The 24,859-nt window shown below is 37.4% G+C and carries 24 protein-coding genes and 1 pseudogene; 14 read left to right on the top strand and 11 right to left on the bottom strand.

Annotated features, from left to right (window positions below):
- The first annotated feature begins 301 nt into the window (after nt 1–301).
- From BC008_RS45665 to BC008_RS49235, 4 genes are all read left to right on the top strand, one after another.
- On the top strand, nt 302–937 hold the full coding sequence (locus tag BC008_RS45665; RefSeq protein ID WP_063800732.1) for a L,D-transpeptidase family protein: 636 nt from the start codon (nt 302–304) through the stop codon (nt 935–937).
- Nucleotides 938–1,701: 764 nt separating this feature from the next.
- Nucleotides 1,702–2,076, top strand: a complete 375-nt coding sequence (locus BC008_RS01780) for an AAA family ATPase (RefSeq protein WP_201026068.1) — start codon at nt 1,702–1,704, stop codon at nt 2,074–2,076.
- The gene (locus BC008_RS01785) at nt 2,066–2,722 is read left to right on the top strand and encodes a VWA-like domain-containing protein (RefSeq protein WP_058182996.1); all 657 of its coding nucleotides are present in this window, start codon (nt 2,066–2,068) and stop codon (nt 2,720–2,722) included. Before BC008_RS01780 ends, BC008_RS01785 begins: the two co-directional genes overlap by 11 nt.
- A 38-nt stretch (nt 2,723–2,760) precedes the next feature.
- Nucleotides 2,761–2,928 carry a hypothetical protein gene (locus tag BC008_RS49235; RefSeq protein ID WP_161938065.1) on the top strand — a complete coding sequence of 56 codons (168 nt, stop codon included), beginning with the start codon at nt 2,761–2,763 and terminating at the stop codon, nt 2,926–2,928.
- A gap of 105 nt (nt 2,929–3,033) precedes the next feature.
- On the opposite strand, the gene BC008_RS01790 is transcribed toward BC008_RS49235, so the two are convergent.
- The 3 genes from BC008_RS01790 to BC008_RS01800 form a co-directional block, all read right to left on the bottom strand.
- Complete coding sequence (locus tag BC008_RS01790; RefSeq protein WP_027846249.1) at nt 3,034–4,434, bottom strand: NAD(P)(+) transhydrogenase (Re/Si-specific) subunit beta; 1,401 nt, start codon at nt 4,432–4,434, stop codon at nt 3,034–3,036.
- A gap of 237 nt (nt 4,435–4,671) precedes the next feature.
- A complete protein-coding gene (locus tag BC008_RS01795; protein ID WP_027846250.1) occupies nt 4,672–4,959 on the bottom strand; it encodes an NAD(P) transhydrogenase subunit alpha in 288 nt (95 codons plus the stop codon).
- A gap of 213 nt (nt 4,960–5,172) precedes the next feature.
- Nucleotides 5,173–6,324 (bottom strand): Re/Si-specific NAD(P)(+) transhydrogenase subunit alpha, encoded by a 1,152-nt coding sequence (locus BC008_RS01800; RefSeq protein WP_027846251.1) that lies wholly within the window; start codon nt 6,322–6,324, stop codon nt 5,173–5,175.
- Between the two features lie 842 nt (nt 6,325–7,166).
- Between BC008_RS01800 and BC008_RS51095 the strand changes: the two are divergent.
- The 9 genes and pseudogenes from BC008_RS51095 to BC008_RS01835 all read left to right on the top strand — a co-directional run.
- Nucleotides 7,167–7,293: pseudogene (locus BC008_RS51095) on the top strand (membrane protein insertase YidC); the annotation flags it as partial.
- A gap of 582 nt (nt 7,294–7,875) precedes the next feature.
- Nucleotides 7,876–8,382, top strand: a complete 507-nt coding sequence (locus BC008_RS01805; protein WP_027846823.1) for a DUF2808 domain-containing protein — start codon at nt 7,876–7,878, stop codon at nt 8,380–8,382.
- Nucleotides 8,383–8,818: 436 nt separating this feature from the next.
- Complete coding sequence (rpmH, locus tag BC008_RS46030) at nt 8,819–8,953, top strand: 50S ribosomal protein L34 (protein WP_072207676.1); 135 nt, start codon at nt 8,819–8,821, stop codon at nt 8,951–8,953.
- A gap of 49 nt (nt 8,954–9,002) precedes the next feature.
- On the top strand, nt 9,003–9,452 hold the full coding sequence (rnpA, locus tag BC008_RS01810) for a ribonuclease P protein component (protein WP_027846824.1): 450 nt from the start codon (nt 9,003–9,005) through the stop codon (nt 9,450–9,452).
- Nucleotides 9,439–9,828, top strand: coding sequence for a PH domain-containing protein (locus tag BC008_RS01815; RefSeq protein WP_027846825.1), 390 nt, complete (start codon nt 9,439–9,441; stop codon nt 9,826–9,828). Before rnpA ends, BC008_RS01815 begins: the two co-directional genes overlap by 14 nt.
- A 208-nt stretch (nt 9,829–10,036) precedes the next feature.
- Nucleotides 10,037–11,188, top strand: coding sequence for a membrane protein insertase YidC (gene yidC / locus BC008_RS01820; RefSeq protein WP_058182997.1), 1,152 nt, complete (start codon nt 10,037–10,039; stop codon nt 11,186–11,188).
- A 63-nt stretch (nt 11,189–11,251) separates the two neighbouring features.
- Nucleotides 11,252–11,764: a Jag family protein gene (locus tag BC008_RS01825; RefSeq protein ID WP_201026069.1), complete on the top strand. Its 513-nt coding sequence runs from the start codon at nt 11,252–11,254 to the stop codon at nt 11,762–11,764.
- Between the two features lie 389 nt (nt 11,765–12,153).
- On the top strand, nt 12,154–12,654 hold the full coding sequence (locus BC008_RS01830; RefSeq protein WP_027844009.1) for a YceD family protein: 501 nt from the start codon (nt 12,154–12,156) through the stop codon (nt 12,652–12,654).
- A 165-nt stretch (nt 12,655–12,819) separates the two neighbouring features.
- Nucleotides 12,820–13,641: a pantothenate kinase gene (locus tag BC008_RS01835; RefSeq protein ID WP_082650459.1), complete on the top strand. Its 822-nt coding sequence runs from the start codon at nt 12,820–12,822 to the stop codon at nt 13,639–13,641.
- Here the strand turns inward: BC008_RS01835 and BC008_RS01840 are convergent, their stop codons facing one another.
- Together BC008_RS01840 and BC008_RS01845 are read right to left on the bottom strand one after the other, a co-directional pair.
- Nucleotides 13,642–14,457 (bottom strand): alpha/beta fold hydrolase, encoded by an 816-nt coding sequence (locus tag BC008_RS01840; RefSeq protein WP_027844007.1) that lies wholly within the window; start codon nt 14,455–14,457, stop codon nt 13,642–13,644.
- A 563-nt stretch (nt 14,458–15,020) separates the two neighbouring features.
- Entirely contained in the window at nt 15,021–15,476 is a 456-nt protein-coding gene (locus BC008_RS01845) for an NUDIX domain-containing protein (RefSeq protein WP_058183002.1), read from the bottom strand.
- 1,546 nt (nt 15,477–17,022) lie between these two features.
- On the opposite strand from BC008_RS01845, the gene BC008_RS50260 reads away from it, so the two are divergent.
- A complete protein-coding gene (locus BC008_RS50260) occupies nt 17,023–17,190 on the top strand; it encodes a hypothetical protein (protein WP_201026070.1) in 168 nt (55 codons plus the stop codon).
- Between the two features lie 311 nt (nt 17,191–17,501).
- Here the strand turns inward: BC008_RS50260 and argH are convergent, their stop codons facing one another.
- From argH to trmD, 6 genes are all read right to left on the bottom strand, one after another.
- The gene (gene argH / locus BC008_RS01850) at nt 17,502–18,893 is read right to left on the bottom strand and encodes an argininosuccinate lyase (RefSeq protein ID WP_027844005.1); all 1,392 of its coding nucleotides are present in this window, start codon (nt 18,891–18,893) and stop codon (nt 17,502–17,504) included.
- A 255-nt stretch (nt 18,894–19,148) separates the two neighbouring features.
- The gene (locus BC008_RS01855) at nt 19,149–19,355 is read right to left on the bottom strand and encodes a hypothetical protein (RefSeq protein ID WP_027844004.1); all 207 of its coding nucleotides are present in this window, start codon (nt 19,353–19,355) and stop codon (nt 19,149–19,151) included.
- A gap of 441 nt (nt 19,356–19,796) precedes the next feature.
- On the bottom strand, nt 19,797–20,573 hold the full coding sequence (gene larB, locus BC008_RS01860) for a nickel pincer cofactor biosynthesis protein LarB (protein WP_027844003.1): 777 nt from the start codon (nt 20,571–20,573) through the stop codon (nt 19,797–19,799).
- Nucleotides 20,574–20,949: 376 nt separating this feature from the next.
- The gene (locus tag BC008_RS01865) at nt 20,950–22,752 is read right to left on the bottom strand and encodes an ABC transporter substrate-binding protein (protein WP_235595774.1); all 1,803 of its coding nucleotides are present in this window, start codon (nt 22,750–22,752) and stop codon (nt 20,950–20,952) included.
- A 411-nt stretch (nt 22,753–23,163) separates the two neighbouring features.
- On the bottom strand, nt 23,164–23,640 hold the full coding sequence (ispF, locus tag BC008_RS01870) for a 2-C-methyl-D-erythritol 2,4-cyclodiphosphate synthase (RefSeq protein ID WP_027844001.1): 477 nt from the start codon (nt 23,638–23,640) through the stop codon (nt 23,164–23,166).
- A 244-nt stretch (nt 23,641–23,884) separates the two neighbouring features.
- Nucleotides 23,885–24,598, bottom strand: a complete 714-nt coding sequence (gene trmD, locus BC008_RS01875) for a tRNA (guanosine(37)-N1)-methyltransferase TrmD (RefSeq protein ID WP_027844000.1) — start codon at nt 24,596–24,598, stop codon at nt 23,885–23,887.
- Between the last annotated feature and the right edge of the window lie 261 nt (nt 24,599–24,859).

Consider the following 24,859-nt stretch of genomic DNA (forward strand, 5'->3'; position numbering starts at 1 on the left):
GTGGTAAAAAGTACTTTTTTACTCTTTTATTATTGATTTATTTAAGTAATTACCGATTGTGACAGTTAGAGTGCGGAAGATGGGTTGTATGCGCGAGCATTAGCATCGAGAGATGTCACAAGAAATAGATCTTACAAGAAATAATCCTAACTTTCTGGAATTAAACAGCCTGGATCGGTATTCATCGTCAGAGCAAACGAGCGTAAATGACTTCTGTCAAAAGTTATCCAGAATAGTACTTTTAACGGGAAATCATTTTTTGTAACAAACCAACAATACAGTTACTATTAATAATAATCTAATGGCACAAACATACATATCAAAAGTCATCGTTGACTTATGGAAACAAGAAGTGACACTTGAATGGACTGGAGCAAATGCAGCTATACAAGAAAAAGGTCCCTTTCATTGTAGTCCTGGTGAAGGTGTGTCCGGTGTCAATTGCGATGATGTTGTGACCAGTAAAAGAGGTGGGACGAGTTGCACTCCAAAAGGTGAATTCCCAGTAAATTACCATGAACGTCGTTTTAGTCAATTTCCACAAGCCCAATGGGTAACACGTTTTCAAGATGATTCTCGTGGAATTGCTCTTCATTACTATCCAGTCGTTCCCGAATATCCTGATTCCAATGGATGCGTTCGTATCGCCAGCTTGAACGCAGCAAAACTCATTCATGACAACACAAAATCCAGACAATCAGTTATCAGCGTACGTGAAGAACTACGCCCAAAATTCGGTATTGTCTTAAAGCATGGAGCAAAAGGTCAAGATGTCAGAAAAGTTCAGCGTCGACTACTTGAGAAAGGATATAGACTAGGGGTAGATGGCGATTTTGGTCCTAGAACTGAAGCGGTAGTTAAACAATTTCAAAAGGATAAGAGGCTTTCAGCTGACGGAGTATTTGGTCGTCAAACCTATCAGGTACTTTTTGCATAAGTACGTTTAGTAAGAAAAATCATAACTTGTTTGTAATAGCGCTTTAGCGCTAAAGCGCTACTACTAGCCAAATACAGATATTTTATATTTATTTACATAGTTTACTTTTTTCTCGCCTACTTACTTAGTATGTTTGCACTTATTGGAATACTGTTGGCAAAAGAACGCTAATATATATCTGCCATAAAATGCAAAAATGTCAAAGTATATTACATTTTTTCAATAAATAAGGGTACCCTAGCGAGGGTTACCCTTTAAAATTTTGAGTTATTAAGCAAAATTATTTAGTTTTTTTATACAAACATCACTTCATAAAATTTGATTTTATTATTTCCATTTTCATTATTTAAATACACTTTTTCTATAATTGGATTTCAAATAATCTTTACTGACAGATAATATCTCAGAATTATCTGGATGACTGAGTTGAAATCGACCCCAAAGTAAAATTAATATTTCATCGCCACAAAACCAGAGACAACATCGTTGAGCCCTTGTTAAATTTAGAACTGCACTTTGTTCTATAGGTTTCACATCACTGTAGGCGATCGCATTAATGATTCATAAAATTTACTTGTTCCCCTACATCGAATCAAAAGATTGCTTGATTTTGACTTCGTCATATTTTTAAAGAAGTTTTATCAACGGAGCAATTTTTAATTGAAAAAATCAAATGGGAAGACATTTTTACAGTAAAGTCCCGAAAACTCTTATTCTTATTTAGTTACCTTTAATTTTTAATCATATTTCATCTATTTTTTCCGATGACTCCACAACAATTAGAAAACTACCTCAACCAATTAGTTACTAAAAATATCAAAATCAGTACAATGATTTGGGGTCCTCCTGGTGTTGGTAAATCAAGTATTGTTTCCCAGATCGCTTCCGCACATAAAATAAACTTTGTGGATGTGAGATTATCACAACTAGCACCAACAGATTTAAGAGGTTTACCAGTTGCTTCTAATGGTGTATCGAGTTGGTATCCACCAGATTTTTTACCTCGTACGGGTAAAGGGATATTATTCTTAGATGAACTGAATATGGCACCCCCAGCAATGCAAGGGGTTGCACAGCAACTAATCTTAGACCGTCGAGTCGGTTCTTACGTAGTACCATCAGGTTGGTATGTATATTAGTCAAAAACAAGTATTAGAAACATATTGGCGCAACGCTTTAGCTAGATCGGAAACCATCGCTCGCAGCAAACCTGATGGTAATATTCCTGGGGGAATCGCTCGGGAATTAGGAGCAATAAAAGATGCTCAACTAGATTGGAGGTCTTATTTGTGGCGTTACTTAGTAAAAACTCCAACTGATTTTTCTGGATTCGATCGCCGTTTTATTGGTAGAGGTTTATATCTAGAAAACTTAGAAGGGGAATCAGTTAAAGTATACGTTGCTGTCGATACTTCTGGTTCCATTGACAATGAAGAATTATCTCTGTTTCTGGGTGAAATTGACGGGATAATTAATTCTTACCCTCATCTGGACTGCGAGCTGTATTACGCTGACAGCGATATTTACGGACCTTATTCCCTTGAGAATAAAAGTTCTTTACCTACACCGGAAGGGGGTGGAGGTACTTCGTTTATTCCCTTTTTCTCGCTCCTTGGAGAAAAGTGGAATCATTTAGATACTGCTGTTTGTGTTTATTTAACAGATGGATATGGTGATTTTCCCCAGGTCGATCCAGATGTACCTGTTTTATGGGTTGTTACTCCTGGTGGTTTAAATAAAGATGAATTTCCTTTTGGTGAAGTGGTGAAATTACTACCTGTCTAGTTAAGGCTACATAAGTATTTACTTTGAAAGTATAAGTTATGTCTAAAAACCTTGAACTTGCTGAGAATATTAATACTCCTGTAGAAGAATTAATAGAATTAGCTGCGAATACAAACGATAAACGCGTCCTTGCTGCGATCGCAAAAAATCCAAATACACCCATAGATTTATTAATTGAATTAGCAGGTGGTAGATCAGAAAAATAGCAAAAAATAATCTTTTGGAGAGACAGACTGATCGGAGATAAATAAAAAAAGACGCGAATTAAATCGCGTCCCATATTGGAAATATTAGGTAAAAAAATTAGAAACTTACAGTTGCTTCACTTCAGAAACTAACTTACCAACCATATCTTTAGCGCTACCAAAAAGCATTGTGGTTTTATCCTTATAGAACAAATCATTGTCAACACCAGCAAAACCTTTACTCATTCCGCGCTTGATCACAATAGTTTGTTTTGCCCGGTCTACTTCCAAAATTGGCATTCCATAAATCGGACTATTTGCATCACTGCGCGCAGACGGGTTAACAACATCATTAGCACCAATTACTAACGCCACATCTGTTTGCTCGAATTGGGGATTAATATCTTCCATATCACAGAGCAAGTCATAAGATACATTCGCCTCTGCAAGCAATACGTTCATATGTCCCGGCATTCTTCCTGCTACTGGGTGAATAGCATATTTGACATCAACACCCAATCTTTCCAATTGATCTGCTAACTCGCGGACGTTATGTTGTGCTTGGGCTACCGCCATACCGTAACCAGGAACAATCACCACAGAGCGAGAATAACCTAACATCATCGCCCCTTCTTCTGGATCGATGCTGCGGACGCTCTTATCACCATCGTCACCACCGGCTCCTCCTCCAGCAGCAGCTTGACCAAATGCACCAAACAATACGCTGAACAAAGAGCGATTCATTGCTTTACACATAATCTGGGTCAGGATCAAACCTGATGCTCCCACCAATGCACCTGCAATAATCAACATATTGTTCATAACCACAAAACCAGCAGCAGCAGCCGCTAAACCAGATAGCGAGTTTAACAGCGAAATTACTACCGGCATATCACCACCACCGATGGGGATGACAAATAGCACGCCCAAAAGTAAAGAAATCCCAGTAATACCCAAGAAAATTCCTAGGTTATGAGGCGACATTACCAAGAAAACACTACCTACAACATAGGCAATTAATAGCAAAGCATTAACTGGTTGTTGTAAAGGGTATGTAATGGGAGTACCCCGTAAAATTCCCTGTAACTTTGCAAAAGCGATCGCACTACCAGTAAAAGTAATACCGCCAATAAATACATCCAAAACAATGGAAATATTTACATCTAAAGGTATGGTTTGAGAATGTTCCAGCAAGCGCCAAAATTCAGCAACAGCAACCAATGCTGAAGCCGCACCACCAAGCCCGTTGAGTAAACCAACCATTTGGGGCATTGAAGTCATTTTGACTGCGTAAGCACCTATAGCACCTACAGCCGAACCAATAGCTAACCCTACCAAAATCATTTGGTAGTTCAACACATTTTGGTCTAACAAAGTAACTACGATTGCTAGGAGCATACCCACAGCCGCGATCGCATTACCATTTCTAGCTGTAGCAGGCGAACCCAGTTTCTTTAAACCAAGAATAAATAAAGATGCAGCAAGCAAATATGATAGCTGAATGCCAGTCGGGAGAAAATCATTCATAATTCAGTTTTTAATTCCCATAATTCAGTTGTCACTGCTCATTAGTAAATTTCATTCGTCAAGCAACTAATGAACTTAAGATTTCTTTTGGTAAACACCAATATTTTGCAAAGCGCTAACGGTTAACTACTAATTGGTAATTGGTAATTACGAATTGAATAATTATTACCCATTACCTGTATTCCATAAGGACATGACATTAGCTATAAACCGTTACCTACTGATAACTGTTAACTGTTATCCAGCTTTTTTCTTGAACATTTGCAACATTCTATCGGTAACCAAAAAACCACCGACAACGTTAACCGTTGCTAGGGCGACAGCGATTAAACCAAGAGTTACTGATAGACTCGATTCCTTTGCACCAGAAGCTACGATCGCACCTAATACGGCGATACCAGAAATGGCATTGGAACCGGACATTAAAGGTGTATGAAGGGTTGGTGGAACTTTGTTGATGACTTCAAATCCAACAAAAGACGCCAAAACAAATACAAATAAAGCAGCAAGTAATGTTTCTGTCACTTTAAACTCCTTGGGGTGGGGGATTTACGGTAGGCGTTAGCGATAGCGTGACGTTAGCCATTAGGGGATTGGGAATTTAGGATTGGCGTTAGAGTGGGGTTAGCTGTATGGGGATTAGTAATTATTAATTACGGATATTATCTTCCCAGTAGCTAGTCCCCTATTCCCAGTCGCCAGTCGCCAGTAGCTAGTCCCCAATCCCTAATCACTCAATCACACCAAAGCAGCTAATGCATCCTTAATTCTGGAGGAAAGAATTTCTCCTCCATGGGTAATACAAGCTGCGTTGATAATGTCGTCTTCAAAGTTCAACTGCAAAGTATTTTCTTTGGTGAAAAGCTTCATTAGTGATGTCAGGTTTTTCGCATACAACTGACTGGCGTGAACTGGCATCGATGATGGTAAATTAATTGGACCAATAATAGTAACGCCATCTTTTATGATGTCCTTACCTGGTTCAGTACACTCGCAGTTACCACCTTGTTCTGCAGCCAAATCTACAATTACTGCACCTGGCTTCATTTGTGAAACCATCTCTTTGGTTACTAACAAAGGCGCTTTTCTACCAGGTACCTGAGCAGTAGTAATCACCACATCGGCATTTTTGACGTGTTCGGTAACTAATTCTTGGGTGCGCTGTTTGCTAGCTTCGGAAATTTCCTTAGCGTAACCACCTGCTGCAGTGGTTTCCTCTTTCAGCTTGACCTCGACAAATTTAGCACCAAGACTTTGAACTTCTTCTTTAACAGCAGGACGAATATCAAAAGCTTCTACCACAGATCCCAAACGTCTAGCTGTAGCGATCGCTTGTAAACCCGCAACACCCGCACCCATCACAAATACCTTCGCCGGTGCAATGGTTCCAGCAGCAGTTGTTAGCATTGGGAAATATTTCGGTAGAGCCGCTCCTGCAATTAATACCGCTTTATAACCAGCAATGGAAGCCTGAGAGGACAAAGCATCCATACTTTGTGCTCTTGTGGTTCTCGGGATCATCTCCATTGCAAAAGCTGTAATTTTGCGTTCTGCCAACTTTTGCGCGATCTCTGGATTTCCTAAAGGATTAAGAAAGCTAATAAGTACCGCATTTTCTTTGAGAGAATCAATTTCTGAGATCCCATCTTCACGTATTTGGGGAGGACTTACTTTCAGTAAAATATCTGCTTCTCCCCATAACTTTGCTGAATCATTAACTATTTTTGCTCCTGCAGCTTCATAATCAGCATCAGAGAAGAAAGATCGTTCCCCTGCACCACTTTCTAGGAATACTTCAAAACCTTGTTTTACTAACCGAGAAACGGTGTCGGGAACTAATGCCACACGACGTTCGCAAACTTCAATTTCTTTGGCAATTGATATTTTCATGAACTCTCCCACAGATGAATGTATATATATCTGCAACCTATAAATTATTAGGGAATTAGAAGTGCATTTATGCTGATTTAGACACAGCTATTTCCCCTTAGGAATAATTGCACATACTTTAAATACAACTGATGTTGATTGTACTTTCTCAATTAAGATAATGTCTGCTCCTCACTAAGCAATATATTAAAAATGCTCATATTTAACTTTTTACATTTTCCTATTTGCACATCCTATGTCGATCCCCAATTTATAGATTGATGCTTTAACTTTTTTTCGGAATTAGAAAATCTGAGGTAATAAATTCACTTAACTATTTACCCCAAAATTCTAACCAACCATTACTAAAAAAAGTGTTCGTCGATCCAAGTAAAACTTGTTTTAATCAATCTATCTCAATTTAACTAATAATTGTTCTATTTGAAAGCTGAAATTTTATCAAGAAAAAATTCATTTTAGATATAAATCTAAACATTCTGAAATAGTTAGATAAATAGAAAATATGCTTAATGATAAATTTACGTGGAGATAAACAGGTTTGAGATGGTTTTTAATCTTGAAAAAAATAATATAAAAATAATTTTGTTTTTTAGGTATTTTGTACAATTTATATTTTGTTTTTATGTAATTACTATTTTTGTCCCAGTTTTTTAAACTTACTATTTTCTGCTTAAAGCTATAATCTACCGAAATTTGAGCAAATTTTTCTTCTAATAATACAATTATTCACTCTCATATGGAATGTGCGGCTATCTGTAGTCAAATACAGTCGCAGACATCCATAGCTTTTAGATCAATTAGATTTAGTTAATATACCACTACCTCAGCTTGAATTCGGGATAATGGATTTTGGTATCAGGTTTCTCTCGAACAATGTAATGCTGCCAATCCATAAATACCTTCCATAGCATAGTGCCTAGCTATGGATTGGTGATCGTAGCATTGACATTAATTATACGCTTTTCACTATTGTAAAAGCTGAAATTTCATCAATAAAAGATTCATTTTAGATATAAATCTAAATATTCTGAAATAGTTAGATTTATAGAAAATATTATTAAGACGCTTGTAGAATTACTACACTTATGTGTTGATAACATGAATTTGCTCTGAGTGCATGTAAAGCTTAGAAATAGCCCGATATAGTAAACTACTTACTGTTGATGAGAAAGACAGAAAAATCAATTAAATTCTGAAATCCTCTGACTTCAGAAAGGGGTATTACACACCCCATTACTGACCCATTACTGACCCATTACCAATTACCATATCGCTAACACCGTAAGGTAAGGGTTTTTACCGATTACCTCTTATTCATTACCCGTTACTCATTACAAATCAAGTACCTGGGGAATTGATATGCAAAATGTCTCCAACGAAAATAAATAGCATATTCAGGTATAAATTCGAGTGATCTATGAAAATAGACACTTTTTATGGTTATTTTACGTCCATTTTTTACGGGTCAGTAGTAAAGTTTAGTTACAAGCCTTTATCTGTTGTAATTCAAACTGCAGATTGATATTTTACTTTTGCCAGAGGAGCTTAACCATGAAACGTTTTTTGTCTGCTTTATTGGTAAGTGGCTGCTTGTTAGGTACCTTTCCCGCTCTCACTTTGGCGCAATCCGGATTAACATTGTTTAGCGGAGTTAAGCGCGAAAATCAATTAAGTTACCGGTTAGATTTCGGCGGACAAACAAATGATTGGGATCGGTACAGACTGAGAATCCCACAGAAAAAAATGAAGGTCGCCGCTGCTAAATTTGTCATTAGCTACCCGAATTATTATGAAGGTTCTTTTGACACGGATGAAGTAGAAGTCAAAGTTAAAGGCAAAAAAGTTGAACTAGAGAAAGTTAATTGGGACAAAGAAGGTAACGTACTCGAGATTTACCCTAAGGAAGCAGTCCCAGCAGGAAATAGAGTTGAATTAATTTTGGACAACACACGTAATCCTTCTTCTGGGGGAATATTCTATTTTAATTGTTCGATTCAGTCTCCAGGAGACTTACCCCTTGCTCGCTATATCGGTACTTGGATAATCGACATTAGCTAGAAAAATCAAATAAATTTTTCGCTCCTCAACTTATTTTCTCCTAGTTAACCTACGAATCCACATAGACGTAGCATTACCGTACCCAGATATTTTGATAAGTAATTCTTCTGTAGGTAGTTCAAATATATTTTAGTATTTTGCCTGCTGAAATTATTATGGTGTCTCTCCTGTTGGAAGATCATGATGAAACAGGGAACTAGTCATAATTTTTGGGAATCAATTGCTACGTCTGTTAAAAAACAATTTTGATTGCAATTGTATGCAACAGTACCTATTCAAACTTTAAATTACGTATGCTGAATAAACCTTAACCAGGATTTTTAGATTATATAAAGTAAACTTAAAAAAAAGTCACATTTATATTTGATATTGATATTGATATAATCATAGATCGTGACATTTTATATGATTTTCTAGGAGTTTAGAGGACAATAGCATGAAGAGAACATTAGGAGGCACCTGCCGTAAGCGTAAAAGAACTTCTGGTTTTCGTGCCAGAATGCGTACCCCAAACGGTAGGAACGTCATTAGAGCGAGGAGAAAGAAAGGACGTCATCGTTTGAGCGTCTAACATAGAAAACGAACTATTCAGGCAAACAACTATCAAATAAGTAACGATTGTGGCGTTGCCTCGTAAAAATCGGTTAAAATCGCGCAAAGATTTCCAGGCAGTCTTTCGAGCAGGTACCCGTTGTTATGGTTATTACATGACATTAAGGGCTTTGAAAACTGCTTCAATATCCTCTCGAAAAACTGTCATTGGCTACAATCGCGAAATCGGTAAGCATCAGCAAAAATATGTTTCATTGACTGAATCTCAGACAATTAAACCTAGTTGCATTGGTATATCGATTAGTACAAAGGTAAGTAAGCGAGCAGTGGTTCGCAATCGTATCAAACGTCAGTTGTCAGCAGCTTTCTATCAACTGTTGCCCAAAGTAGCACCAGGATGGCAATTAGTAGTTGTTGTAAAACCAACAGCAGTAGAATGTAAGTGCGGAGGCCAACAATTTCTGCAAGAATTAGAGCAGTTGTTGGCAAAAACCGAGGTATTAAATGGGCATTCGTGAAGAAGTTTACTTTGAAGGCGGACCCCACATAGGGGATTTAATTTTAAACGTATTGGTTGGATTTACCGTAGTTGGTCTACCCTTAGCAGTGGGAGCTATTGTCAGAGCATTGTGGTTGCGTTATCGCATCACCGATCGCCGAGTTTCAGTGATTGGGGGTTGGATGGGACGCGACCGGTCAGATGTGATTTATTCAGAAATCGCTAAAATTGCCAAAGTTCCCCGTGGTTTAGGTTTATGGGGAGATATGGTATTGACAATGCGAAATGGAACACGTTTAGAAATGCGAGCAGTTCCCAGATTTCGCGAAACCTACAATTACATCAGTGAAAAAGTAGCAGCCAAAAATCCTAACTTTGTTGCCAGTAAGAAGTAATTGTAATGCCAGAAGTCAGGCAACAATACGGTAATATAATTCCAAATTCTGACTTCTGGCTCATGTAGCCATCAGCGACAAAAGCGATTTTTCGACTTTTTTAAAAAATGTGCGGCTATCCGTAGTCAAATACAGTCGCAGATCTTCATAGCTTTTAGATAAATTAGATTCAGTTAATTTACCACTACCTCAGGTTGAATTCAGGATAATGGATTTTGGTATCGGGTTTCTCTCGAACAATGTAATGCTGCCGATTATAGATATGTTCTATAACATAGTGCCCAGCTATGGATTGGCGATCGTAGCATTGACATTAATTATACGCTTTTCACTATATCCTCTGAGTGCTGGTTCTATTCGTAATATGCGCAAAACACGAATAGTACAGCCTATGATGCAAAAGCGGATGAAGGAAATAAAAGAACGTTATAAAGACGATCCGCAAAAGCAGCAGGAAGAAATGCTGAGCGTCCAAAAGGAATTTGGCAATCCTTTAGCGGGATGTTTACCCTTATTGCTGCAAATGCCAGTATTATTTGCGCTATTCGCAACATTACGGGGATCGCCATTTGCAGGAGTTACCTATAATGTTAACTTGCAAGTCTTACCATCAGAGCAAATCGAACGAATTCAACCCCAACCCTTTTCCACTTCTCCTCAAAATATTTATGTTGCTGACGGAGAACATGTTAAAGTAAGTGCTATTGTTCCTGGTGGTAATAAATTGGCAGTAGGAGAACATACTCAAATTCAGTATCAAACTCCTGAAGGCAAGCCATTTCAAGAATTATTAGCAGAACACCCTGAAGCCCAACTGACCCCGAAATGGAAAATTACTAAGGGTGAAGAGAGGGTCACAATTGACGAAAATGGGAACTTAGAAGCTTTACAAGCTGGAGATGTAACAATTCAAGGAATAATTCCTGGATTAGCTGCAGACCAGGGATTTTTGTTTATAGATGCTTTGGGTACAGTTGGAGCGTTTGATGACGACGGTGGCATCCATTGGGATATAGTCATCATGGTATTGGCATTTGGTATAACCACTTATGTGAGCCAAATGCTTTCTGGACAGAATGCCAGTAATGCCAATTCTCAGCAAGATACAGTAAATAAGGTTACTCCGGTACTTATTTCGGGAATGTTTCTGTTTTTCCCTTTACCTGCTGGGGTATTGATGTACATGGTGATTGGTAATATCTTCCAAACCCTGCAAACTTATATTCTTTCGCGGGAGCCTCTACCTGAGGACCTACAGAAAATTGTAGATACCCAGCAAAAGGAATTAGAAGGTGCGCAGGAAAAAGTACTACCCTTCGAACCGAAAAGTTCTAAGAAAACCACAACTAAAAAGACTTAGATAGTATTTTATTTCTTACTATCTTTTCAATCAAAATTTTCACGAAAAAGCCATAGGCTAATTATGAATGATAGTCCCGATTGCAGAGGTCAGCAGTGGCTAGAATCATTGCTGAAACTAGCTGGATTATCTGCTGAAGTAACAGCTAGAATCGATCGTGATTTCGTTGCTGAGGATGAAAATACCTCTATTTCCAGCTACTGGCTGACAATTGATGAAACCAACTTGAGAGCAAAAGATATTGAGGCGCTAATAGGTAAAAATGGAAATGCATTAGATGCTATTCAATATTTAGCCAATTCTGCTCTTAATCTCAATCAACCTGGGGAAAGTCAAGCTTCTTATACAATTGAGTTGGGTGGTTATCGGGTCGCCAGACAAGCAGAAATTTTTGAGGTTGCAACATCAGCAGCAAATGAAGTCCGTACTTCTGGTAGAGAAGTAGAAATTCAATCTTTAAGTTCAGCAGAACGCCGTCAAGTTCACACTTATTTGCGAAATTACACTGATTTGGAAACCTTCAGTAGAGGTAAAGAACCCAATCGTAATTTAGTTGTGCGTCCAGCTGAACACTAGCTAAATTGCTGAATTGCTCTAAGTTTCTGATTTTTTGTGAGACTTGCACTTCCTAAAACCCTGGGGCTTGGTTATGCATGATTCTAATATCATGCCGATACCCCCATTCTCCTGGAACAAAATTTTAGATACCCAGGGTAAGGAGTCATTCACAACTAGTTAACAACGGTAAAGACGATTAAAAGCTTAATTTTATCGTTTAAGAGTAAAAATTGGCATCAGACGTCGCTTAAGTGGCGTCTGTGTTGCCAAAATTTTTATATAGTGATGAGGTCAACTCAAAACTCAGAATATTTAGCAATATTAAATGTAAAACTCAGATCTAGAAAAGCTAGACTAAAGATATTATTGGAGCAGATGGTTTGAGGTGAGGGTATCTCACAAGTACAATGGATGCTATTTATATTCCACAGCTATTACAAACACCAGAGAAAAAACAGGAGTTCGAGTTCAAAGAATTCTTACCTGGGCTAGAAACTTTAACACCAGTTCGCGGTCGTATCCGCATTAAACACCAAGTTAACTACTTAGAGGTATCAGTAACTGCTGAAACTATTGCTACACTAACTTGCGATCGCTGTTTGCAGCAGTATAATCACCGTTTAGCGATTGATACTTCAGAAATAATCTGGTTGAATGCAAACAGTCAACAAGACACTGATTTACCCATAGAACAAGAAGTTGCTGTGGAAGATTTAGTTGAAACACTTTCTTCCCAAGGACATTTTTACCCTCATGAGTGGCTTTACGAGCAGGCTTGTTTGGCCATACCTCAGCGTCAATTATGCGATAATAACTGTCCGGGAATTGTAACAGAGGATATTAACGAAAAGCCGATTGACAGTCGTTGGGCGTCTTTAGAAGCTTTAAAAAAACAATTTCCTTCCTAGTTTTTGTTTCTTGAGTTTTAATTTTGAGTTTTGATTTTTAGTTTTTCACTTTTTGAACCTAAATATCTTTTTCGTATTTTCTCTTTATTATTCTTAAGTACTAAATTCTCAAGTATTTAATTCTCAAATGTTTAATTCTCAAGTGTTTAACTTTAGAATACTGAAATTTTGGCTCAATCGATTAGCAGCGATATTTCCAACTGGTTAGCTTTAGTAATTGGTAATTCCAATTTACATTGGGGATTATTTAAAGGGGAACAACTTATATCAGCTTGGGATAGCACATATGTATCTGAAACTGTTGTAGAAAAATTAGCTCGATTCCGATCGCCCAAAAATTTTCCATCAGAAATTCATCCCGAATTCGAGTCTAAATTATTACCCTTTATAACCCAAACAATTCCTCTACTGGTCGCTTCTGTAGTTCCAGAACAAACTAAAATTTGGCAAACTTATTCAAACGTTCACATCATTACTTTAGAGCATATACCCTTTAACAGACTTTACCCTTCTCTAGGAACAGATCGTATTTTAGCTCTGTGGGGTGCTGGAGAAAATTATGGTTATCCCATCTTGGTTATTGATGCTGGTACAGCACTCACATTCACTTCTGCTGACAATCACTACAACTTAGTTGGTGGTGCGATTTTACCAGGTTTTGGTTTGCAATTAGAGACTCTGACCCGAAGAACAGGAATGTTACCAAAAGTAGAATTACCTCAACAACTTCCTCAGCGTTATGCTTTAGATACCCCCACAGCAATTCAAAGTGGTGTAATCTACACTTTACTTGCTGGGATAGAAGATTTTATTTGTGATTGGTTAAGTTTGTTTAATGATGGGAAAATTGTAATTACTGGTGGCGATCGCAATTTACTCCTAAAATATTTGCAATCCCAGAAGCCTGAGATTGCAAAACTTGTTAAGGTCGAACCACATTTAATTTTTTGGGGAGTAAGATGCTGGAAAAAAGAGTTATGTTTATAACTAGAAGTGCTGTAAATATCCACCAGCAATAAAATCTCGAATTTCTTTGGATACTAATCTTGTTGGAATCGATGATAGATTTTCAATAGTTTTCAATGAAGCTTTGTACGCTAAGCGAGCATACACCTGACTCATTTCTATGGTTTCGGGAGTATCTTCGGAAGCTTGTAAGACCAAAGTTTGTGCATCTATTTCATACAAATGTTCATTTAGCATCTCTGCTAATATTTCTGGAGTTTGACGGTTATATAGCAATCGTGTGGCGATTGGATATTCTTCCATTAATTCTCTGTATTTCTTGTCAGCTTCCGGGTTGATATTAAAACCCAGCCTTTTAGCTAGGGGATGCAATAGACGTAACAGGTCGAAAATGAATAAGGGACGTTTGAGCAAACGCTGCATTTTCTGACAACGTTTTACTGAAGCTTCTGTTTCCACTCCTTCTGGTGAAATTAAGATCATTCCAGCAACTTGGAGTGGATATTTACGAGCATAAGTAGTTGCAACCCAAGCTCCCAAAGAGTGACCGACAAATAGTACTTGTTCTAACCTTAAAGCTTGGAGAAATTCTGCCAACATCTCTACTTGTAGATCGATAGAGTAGTGAATATCCGGAGATTCTGATTCTCCAACCCCCAATAAATCCGGTGCAAAACATTGACATTCTTGAGAAATCAACTCCATTACCGGTACCCATTGGCTACTGTCATTCCAAGTACCATGTAAAAAAACTACAGGATACCCACTACCAATCTCTCGCCAGAATAGTAATCCTTGCGAAAGCTTTCTACGGGAATTACGGAATAGATAGTCCATTTTAACCTAAAGTTAACGGTTAGTAATTTTGGGATGATTTAAGACTTATCAAAAATAAGATTTCACGCACACAAGTGTTCTAATTGTTGCTGTAATCGCTAATTATTACAAGTCGTTTCCAGGTATAATTTAAACCTATAATCACAAAAAATAAAATAATCAAAAATTACAATTGTGCATTTATTCACTTTGCTCTACGAAGATAATGCCAATTTAGGCAAGCTTTAGAAACGACTATCCACAACTATAATCTCAATAAGACTTCCTAACCTAATTACGTAGTGCGATATTTTAAGCTCCAGCACAGGCTGGAGTAATAAAAATTAAATAATAGCCCTGTAAATAACAGGGATGCTTATTCAGATAAGTATATTTCGTTACTAAACCATGAACTGCATAATTAAAACTATGTAGGATAATTATGCGCAGTAACGTAGCGCTTCGCTGTGACAGGAAACAGGAAGAGGGACTGAAAGCCGCTTTACACATTAAATTTTAGCTTTTTAACTGTGCCTCACTTACTTATAATTCGCTATAAGTTTAGTGAAACAGAAGATACAAAATTAAGCGAGTGTTGTTAAGCCTTTCATGTAGTCTTGTAGTTGTCTGTCGTGGTCGTGGGACATTTCCCCTATGGGAAGGGAATTCACTTCGAACCCTTGAACTTCTGAAACTTCTAATGAATCTTGAATATTCATTTCTCCTCGGACGTCAGCTTCGACGACCACGCAAATGGAATGAATTCTTGGGTCGCGATCTGGTGCTGAATATACACCCACCAAGCGACGAATTTGAAGTAATTCTAAACCAGTCTCTTCCATTAATTCTCGACTGACACTGGTAGGAATATCTTCACCCCAATCAACCATACCTCCAGGTAGCGCCCAACGTCCGTTATCGCGACGCCGAATCAAGGCGATTCGACCATCAGGCAAAATAGGGATAATACTGGTACCTGTGACAGGATGGCGAAAAATAATACCAATGACTGTATATACAAAACGCCATAAATTGCGCATAGGATAGATAGCTATAGCAAATAAAGCAGAAAATTCAATACTCAAAGGTTTACTTGTTTAGTGTTGCTTGTAAATTTTAATCTCCACCACATCTTTGATTCACAGAAAATTTGATTCACGAATGGTTAATTCGTAAATTTTTCTATTTTTTTGTTATTTTTGGTGGTGATTTTTTCGAGTTTGAGGATTTACTTTTAATCCAGAAAACATCTTAGCACTTAGTAAAAGAAAAATTTGTGTGTTCGGATATACTCGTAATGTATTAATGATTATAATAATTTTCCGTATATATATACTTAATAGTAAATCCCTTATTATAAAGTATTATGAATGTTAATTGATGAATATTGGGGGGATATTCTTAATAAAAGACCTACCCAAATTATTATTTATTCTGAGGAAATACATGATGTTTTTACTAGGTGGACAAATATTTACCTGGAAGCTAGTAATAGTTGATTTTTGCTCAATGATTGATAATGACAAACTAACTATTGAGTGAATAATTATATTTTATGCGCTCGTGATTCTGAATAAAGTATATAGTGCACATAATTAATGAAATTTATATTATGTGATATTTAACTAATTTCATTCTAATTTAAATGTTTAAAAAGTCTATTTTTAATTCTATAAAATATATTACTACCAATATTAAACAATTAATCTGATTCAACTAAAATCAGAAATATAAAACTTTTACTTTTTGACTTATGAGTCATGTTTAGCTGATAAGCTACAAACAATTTGTAACGGCTAAATTAGATTATAAATATAATTTATCTATATTTAGATTCTCCTAAGCCATCATTAGCTTGAAATTTAATATTTTTTGAGTCTAATGTTTATAAATGTAATATTTTCATAAAATTGTTGCCTAGATGTATGACGATTGGTTGTAGTCTTATTTAGTTACTTTATGATTGTTTTTTGCCTCATAATTTTCTAAATTTAGAGATATTTCCAAGATAAATGTTTTCAACAATAGAAATATCGTTTTTCACTCAAAACTCCACAATTTGCTTTAAAATTAGTTATTTCAAGACTATAAACATCACAAATTATAAAAAACCTAATGTAAATTCCGTATAAATATTTATGGATATTTTTTATTTATATTTTCTATGAATATTGTCCATGAATATTATCTATGGACATTTATTATAAATTTTTGTAACAGTATAAAAGTATTGAATTTAAGTTTTTGTGGCAATCTCTTAATTTAGGAATCTGTACTTAGTAGAGTAAGATAAGGGATCGCTCATTCGCATTTGATATTTTCGGGTTATTTCAGTGCCTTATTTTTAAATGTTAATGGTATAACTTATGAGAATACATGCTATGAGAATAGCAACATAAATACTTGTTTCTTGTCAGTAATTAAATATTGACTAAACTAGTAAAAATATGTTAAATTAAATAGCTGTTGAAAAAGTATAAATTGGTAGCTGTAATAAACTAAGAGTTTAACCAATAACATTAAAAGCTGATATTGTTTGCTTAGTTTGTAAAACTAGCTATCCTGTTGTTTATTCATGAGGTGAATATGGCTAAGCGCCGTAACCCGAAAAAAGAAAAGGCGCTACGGAACCAGGCATATGCCCGTAAGTTTCGTAAGAAAACTAATAACGGACGTTATCAAAGAAGGTCCCAGCAATCAGCGCCTAAGAGCGAGAATGAAGAAGAAGTAACAGCAGTTGAAGGCACTGATTAAAAAATTGAAGGTTTTAGTGTTGCTACCTTCATTTTTTAAATTTATGGGGCGGATAATTAAGACTCCCTTAATTTGTCTCAAATTTCCGCTATTTTAAACTTCCGCTATTTCAAATTTGTGCAAAAAGCCTACCCTTAGGCTTAGTTAATGCCTAGATTAAGGCGTAAAGCTAATTGCAATTTATTAAATCACAATACAGTGAAATTAATTGCGGAATCAAAAAAACAAAGTGATATATTCAGATCCCCTAATGAGAAATCGAGTGATTAGAATTTAGGGGATCTCATATTTTTACTATTTTGTAGTAAATCTTATTTTGTGTTTTTGAGTAAATTACGAGCAGTTTTTAAAGCTTGTTCTATTTGAGCAAAACCTGTCCCACCTTCACTATTACGAGCAGCGACAACCTGACGGGGAGATATTGCTTCATAAATGTCAGCAGCAAATACTGGATGTAACTCTTGCCATTCCGTTAAACTTAAATCTTTCAGTAGTTTTCCATTCTCAATACTAGTTTTTACAACTTTACCGACAAGATTATATGCTTCCCGAAATGGAATACCCTTCGCAGCAAGATAATCCGCTACATCGGTAGCATTGGAAAAGTCTTCGTTAACAGCTTCAGCTAGACGTTGAGAGCGAAACTCTAAGCCTTCTTTGAGCAAAATCGTCATTGCTTCTAAACAAGCTTTGACTGTATTCACTCCATCAAATAAACCTTCCTTATCTTCTTGTAAATCCTTATTGTAGGCCAATGGTAGTCCCTTCATCATCACCAGCATAGCTTGGAGGTGACCAAAGACACGTCCAGTTTTACCCCTGACTAATTCTGGAACATCAGGATTCTTCTTTTGGGGCATAATGCTAGAGCCAGTTGCACAACTATCTTTGAGGTTGACAAATTTAAATTCTGCCGAAGCCCAAAAAATAATTTCTTCGGATAAGCGACTCAAGTGAACCATGATGAGGCTAGCTGCTGCTAGGAACTCTATGACAAAATCGCGATCGCTCACTCCATCAAGACTATTGGCGTAAATATCTTCAAATCCTAATAGTTCTGCAGTATAGCGACGATCAATCGGAAAAGTCGTTCCAGCTAAAGCACCACAACCCAGAGGTGAAATATTCACCCTTTGATAAACATCCCCCAAGCGTTCCCAGTCCCGTTGTGTCATCTGAAAATATGCCATTAGATGATGAGCTAAACTTAGGGGTTGGGCGCGTTGTAGATGTGTATAACCTGGAATTAAGGTTTCAATATTTTTTTCTGCAAGATCGAGAATTACGGTTTGGAATTCTCTCAATTGGGAACGAATTACTTGGATTTGCTCGCGGAGATATAGCCTGGTATCGGTTCCAACTTGATCGTTACGCGAACGCCCTGTATGGAGCTTTTTACCCACATCACCAACAATTTCTACCAGGCGTCTTTCGACTGCAAAATGTACATCTTCAGCTTCAATTCCAGGATTAAATTTACCTTGGTGATGTTCTTGACGAATTTGCTCCAGACCAGTGACTAATTGTTCTGCTTCTGTTTGGGAGATGATTCCACTTTTTGCCAACATTTTGGCATGAGCTTGGGAACCGGTTAGATCATATTCAACTAACTCAATATCAAAATTAATACTTGCATTGAAGCGAGCAATCGCAGGATGTAGCGCCGACTCAAACCGCTGGCTCCAAGTTTTCTGCTGGGTCATAGACATTGGGAAATAGTAAGGTTTTGAGGTGGTGAATTGAACTGTGTTTTTATCTTGTATTCCCTTATCCTCAAAGCGTTCGGGAAACACAAACAACAGGAAAATGAGGAATAACCAAATAATTATAGATTAGAGTTTACAAATTAAAGCTCATAAGTTATTACGAAGCGCTAATCTCAACTGCGTATCCACTAATTTCTAATTATTCTGCCCAGTTTCCCAAAGCATAGTCCAAATCCCAATCCTAATCTCAATTCACCCATAGCTTGTGATATTACGAATAAAGTAACCAATGACTAAACCAATTAGTAATGCCCAAATTTGACCTGTTTGGACGAAATTAGTAAAAGCCTTATGTATTTGACCCAGAATGTCGGGATCTGTAACATTCTGAGCTATTACCCAGGAATTCAGGAGAAAATGCCAAACTTGTGAATATATCAAAGCACTATATAATTCCATATTTTCTCTATTTCAATATTTCGTGAAAATTAGTTCGCTATTACCAATAATTTTTCCAATATTTTTCGTAGAGACGCCCTACTAGGACATCTTTACGAAAAATTTGAGAGTTCATAGTTATATATTGCTAGTGGGTAGTATTTATTTCCCAATCGCCTCAAAGACTACTTACTCAAAAGCTATGAATCTACAACATCTAGTAAGCAAAATTACATAGATGATTATAATTTGATAACCTTGAAAGGTAAAAAATGACAACCCTTTACTCCAAATTTTTTTCATCTGCGACAGCAAGGGTCAATATGGTTAGGTTAGGGATTACTAGTGTTTTATCCCATTAATTTTCTTGGTTAGCATTGGATTTATTTCCCACAAGACAATGTAGAGACGTTGCATGCAACGTCTCTACAACCAATCAAAACTTGCAACCGTTGGCAGAACTTATCTCTGTTGTAGCTTTCCCGCCGTGCGTAAAATTTGACCAGCTAATACTGCAGCACCGAAACCATTATCAATATTTACAACGCCTACACCTGCAGCACAAGAATTCAACATTGTTAACAAGGGTGCTAAACCACCAAAACTCGCACCATAGCCAATACTTGTAGGAACCGCAATTACAGGACAATCGGCTAAACCAGCCACAACGCTAGGTAAAGCACCTTCCATTCCCGCAACTACGATTAAAACTGATGCATCTTCAATTACATGACGATTATTTAGCAAACGATGGATACCAGAAACTCCTACATCCCAAAGTCTTTGGACGTTAAATCCGGAGAGTTCTGCTGTAACTGCTGCTTCTTCTGCTACGGGTAAATCAGCGGTACCAGCAGATAAAATACCAATGACACCAGAATATTGGGGTTTGAGTTCCAGAGGTGCGATCGCACAAATTTGAGCAGATCCAAAGTAACGCACATCTCGGACTTTAGATTGTAAAGCACTATAAACGTCAGGGGTAATACGCGTCGCCATTACTACTTCATTGCGCTGGCGCATTACTTCCATAATTTGAGCAATTTGTTCGGGGGTTTTTCCCGGACCCCAAATGACTTCAGGGAAACCCGTTCTTAAAGCGCGATGATGGTCTATTTTGGCAAATTCTCCTACAGGTTCGTAGGTTAAATCTTTGAGTCGATCTAAGGCTATGTCAGGGGAAACTTGACCGTTAGCGACGTCAGTTAAGAGGGAATGTAGGTTTTTTTCATTTGACATGGGGATTGGGGATTAGCGTTAGGGTTGATAGCATAGCGTACTGGATTACACGCACCTGAAGATGTTAGCGTTCGTTGTTAGACGCGTCGTGCCAAGCAATACCGCAAGGCTTAACCGTAGGTAACGCAGCCAGAATCTCCCCTGACACCGCAGACCGTAAGGTATTGCGTGACAACAGCGTCATATGAGGATTAGCATACACCTACCTATCTATAACTCACTACCTTTACAAAGCATGGCGTTAACCGTATGGGAATTTGCGTAATTGGACAGTAACAGATTATTCATCTGTTACTACCAAGGATTAACTATAGATTTCCACGCTTGCTTTCTTAAATGAATTGGAGGTTGTTATTCATAGCCAACCCTAAGCAATTTAATTTTCAGTAATTTCTAACTCATAAAGATTCCAGAATGCACCACCAAGAGCAGTGTATTTAATACCTTGTAAGCGATCACGCACTGCTTGCAAATCTAACCTTGTTACCAAATGAATAAACGGTAGTTGTTCTGAAGCAATTCTTTGGTATTCGTAATAATATTCTTTACGCTTATTCTCATCCAATTCCTGTGCTCCTTTGATATAAAGGCTGTCGATTTCCTTTTCCCAGTCAGAAACTTCCCAACCAGTCATTTTTTGACCTCCCGGTTGGGGTCCCAAATTAAATGCATGAGATGCACCCTTAACTTTCCAGATATTACTAGCACCGTGAGGTTCTACACCACCACCACCAAATCCACCAAGATAACAATCCCAGTCATTAGTAACTTTTAATTTGTTCAGATAAGCATTGAAACTAAGAATTTGCAAATCAACTTTAATACCTATTTTGCCCAAATCCTTCATGATTTGTGACGCCATATCTTGTCTGACTTTCCTTTCCGAATTTGTCAAAAGTATAAATTTAACTCTGTTGCCATCGTTATCTATTAATTGATTTTGAGTATTATATTTAAAACCTGCCTGCAAAAGTAACTTCTTAGCTTTCTCTGGATTGTAATCGTATACTTTTAAACCTTTTTCCGGTGGAAGAAAGAATGGACTTTCAACATACACAAAGGAATTTTGTAATTCTCCTAATCCACGAAAAGAATTGATTCTCATCGTTTCACGATCAATAGCATAGGCTATGGCCTGGCGAAATTCCTTTTTATTGAACCACCGAGATTTGATGGGATCTACAAAAGCCTGTCCCTTAGAATTTTTAGCTTTATTAAGATTAAAAGCAATAAAACTAGTACTGGTGTCTGGTCCGCCATTATAAATAGTAAATTTTCCTTTCTTTTCCTCTCTTTTAAGCAAGCTAAATCCTTCGGGAGGTACTTCTAAAGAATCCAATTGACCTGAACGAAAACTAATTAGCATATTGTCAGTAGACTCAATAATTTGGTAGACAATACGCTCAATATGAGGTTGAGGATTTCCTAGGTCGTCTTTGCGCCAGTAATTAGGGTTGCGCTTCAGTATCACTCTTTGACTGGGGACGTAACTGTCAATTACATAAGGACCATTACCGATAATATCTTTTGGATTAGTACCTAAACCCCACATTCGGAGAAATTGAGGATTACCATTAGGTCCCTTGGTGCGAATAGATTCTTCAAGAACATGCTTTGGTAGAATTGGGATGCCACCAACCCATCGTAAAAAAGGAGCAAAAGGTTCTGGTATAGAAAATTCTACTGTTAGGTTGTCAATTTTTCTCACCTTTGGAGTATCGCCCCGTTCGTTGATTTTTAAAGAGTCTTTGCTGGGTGCAGGAATTTCGGGATTAAGGTAGATACCGTTATAGCTGAAGACTATATCATCAGCAGTCATTGGTTTCCCATCAGACCACTTGAGTCCTTCTTTCAAAGCGATCTCAATTCGTAGTCCATCGCCAGAGATTTTCCAAGACTTAGCTAATGCAGGTTCTAACTTCTTGGTTAAAGGGTTTTCTGTAATTAATGAGTCATATACTAAGCCCAATACGTACGTAGTGTATAGGGATTCGTTTAAAGCATAGTTGAAAGTTGAAGGACCACCAAGAAGAGTTCCTATAAGTGTTGGGACTTGAACTGCTTGGCTTCTAAAGTTCGCCGGATTACAAGCTGTAATAATTAATGCTGCAACTACAGCTAATATTGCTGGCAAACGCAAACGCCGAAAAATATTTACTCTTGTAATAATTCTTATCATTTAAGTAGTCAAAATATTCAAAACAACTTATTACTTCAGTTAAGGAAATTCCAAAAAATAATTCATACCATTATTTGTTACTTGTAGTAGCGCACAAACTTGTACTTGAAACACAGTATTTTTGTTTACTAAGAAGTTCCTAAAATTTTAACTAATCCTAGAAATTTTAATTCTTATTGAAATATAGGATACCAGTATATGGTAAAAGCTCTTTTACCTAACGCTTACCAAATTTCCCCGAATTGGGACTTAAGAGAAATTCTAAATCAAAAAATATACTGCTTGTCGGAGCGCAGATCCATAGGGCGCACATCAGTGCACCCCTACAACTCATAAATTATGATTGTAAAAAAAATTAATTTATCTACGAATTATTTTCCAGAAAAATTAATCCAGAGTTACCAATTCCCATTACCCATTAATCAAAACCACAGCATAAGCACAAATCCCCTCCTGATTTCCCACAGGACCCAATTTTTCATTGGTAGTAGCTTTAACACCAACTTGGTTTGGTTCTAAGTGCAAAACTTTTGCCAGATTTCCCCGCATTTCCTCAATGTGGGGTTTTAGTTTAGGGCGTTCCGCCACAACTACCGAATCAATATTTCCAACTCGCCAGCCCTGCTCTTGAATCAATTCATTAACTTGCTCTAGCAACACTAAACTATCTGCACCAGCCCATTTGGGGTCGCTAGGAGGGAAATAATGACCGATATCCCCCAAGGACAAAGCACCCAACATTGCGTCCATAATGGCATGGGTCAGGACATCGGCGTCACTATGTCCCAGTAACCCCAAAGAATGAGGAATTTTAACACCACCTAAAATTAGTGGGCGATCGCTAACTAAACGATGTATATCGTAACCATTACCAATTCGAATATTCATTTGTTGTTCGTTACCTTTTCCTTTTTCATGTTGCAAATTCCCCCTTCTGTTTCAAAGAAGATAGTGCATTACGCCCTTGCGGGAACACACCCTACCAGTCTCACCACTCATTACTGTGCGCTGTAGACACGCTCATTATCTGTGCTTGCGCCCCGCCTTGCTAACACTTTGTGAACGCTAACATTACTCATCACTCATTACTCATTACTCATTACTCATTCCCAATTCCAAATCCCCAATCTCCTCACTTCTTAAACCTTTTTAACTTCTGCATTTCTTCCATCCAAACCTTATACATGTCAGGGCGACGTTTTCTAGTTCTTTCGATTTGCTGCTCATAACGCCAACGGGAAATTGCAGCATGGTTACCACTGAGTAAAACATCGGGAACTTTCCATTTGCGAAATGTTGCCGGACGGGTATATTGTGGATAATCCAATAAACCTTCTTCAAAACTTTCTGACTTTAGAGACTCAACTTTTCCCACTGTCCCTGGTAGTAGGCGAACAACCCCGTTAATCAAAGCCATCGCCGGAATTTCACCGCCAGTTAAAATAAAATCACCCAGAGAAACTTCCCTGGTTACTAAATGGAGTACCCGATCGTCAACTCCCTCATAATGCCCACAGATCACCACCAGCTGATCGAAATTTGCTGAAAGCTCACGTAATAATGGTTGATCGACAGTTTGACCCTGGGGACTCATCAAAATTATTTCTCGTCGTGGGAGAATAGGTAAAGATTCAACAGCACTAAAAATGGGTTCTGGTTTCATTAACATTCCCACGCCACCACCATAGGGCTCATCATCAACTTTGTGATGCTTGTCGGTGGTAAAATCTCTCGGATTTATGAGATTTACTTCGGCGATCTGTTTTGCCAAGGCTTTACCCAAAAGCCCAGAATTTAAAACAGAATTAAAACAATCAGGAAACAGCGTAACTATATCAAAGCGCACAGTATTTCGTATTGAAGGACACTAATCTTAAATTGGAATAGTCACAAAAATCTTAAATTGGAATTCAAGCATAAATAGAAGTCTAAATGGTGTAAAACAAATATTATCTCCCTCGCTAGCATTTAAAAATAATAGAAATATTTGATTTCTAGTGCGAATAAAAGTTTTCGCGAATGCTTAATTTATGTTTAAATATTGTCACATCTAAATTTAAATAATTTATCTGACCGGGTTAACAACTTCAAGGATGCATCGAGTCAG

The sequence above is a fragment of the Mastigocoleus testarum BC008 genome, assembly GCF_001456025.1.
Lineage (GTDB): Bacteria > Cyanobacteriota > Cyanobacteriia > Cyanobacteriales > Nostocaceae > Mastigocoleus > Mastigocoleus testarum.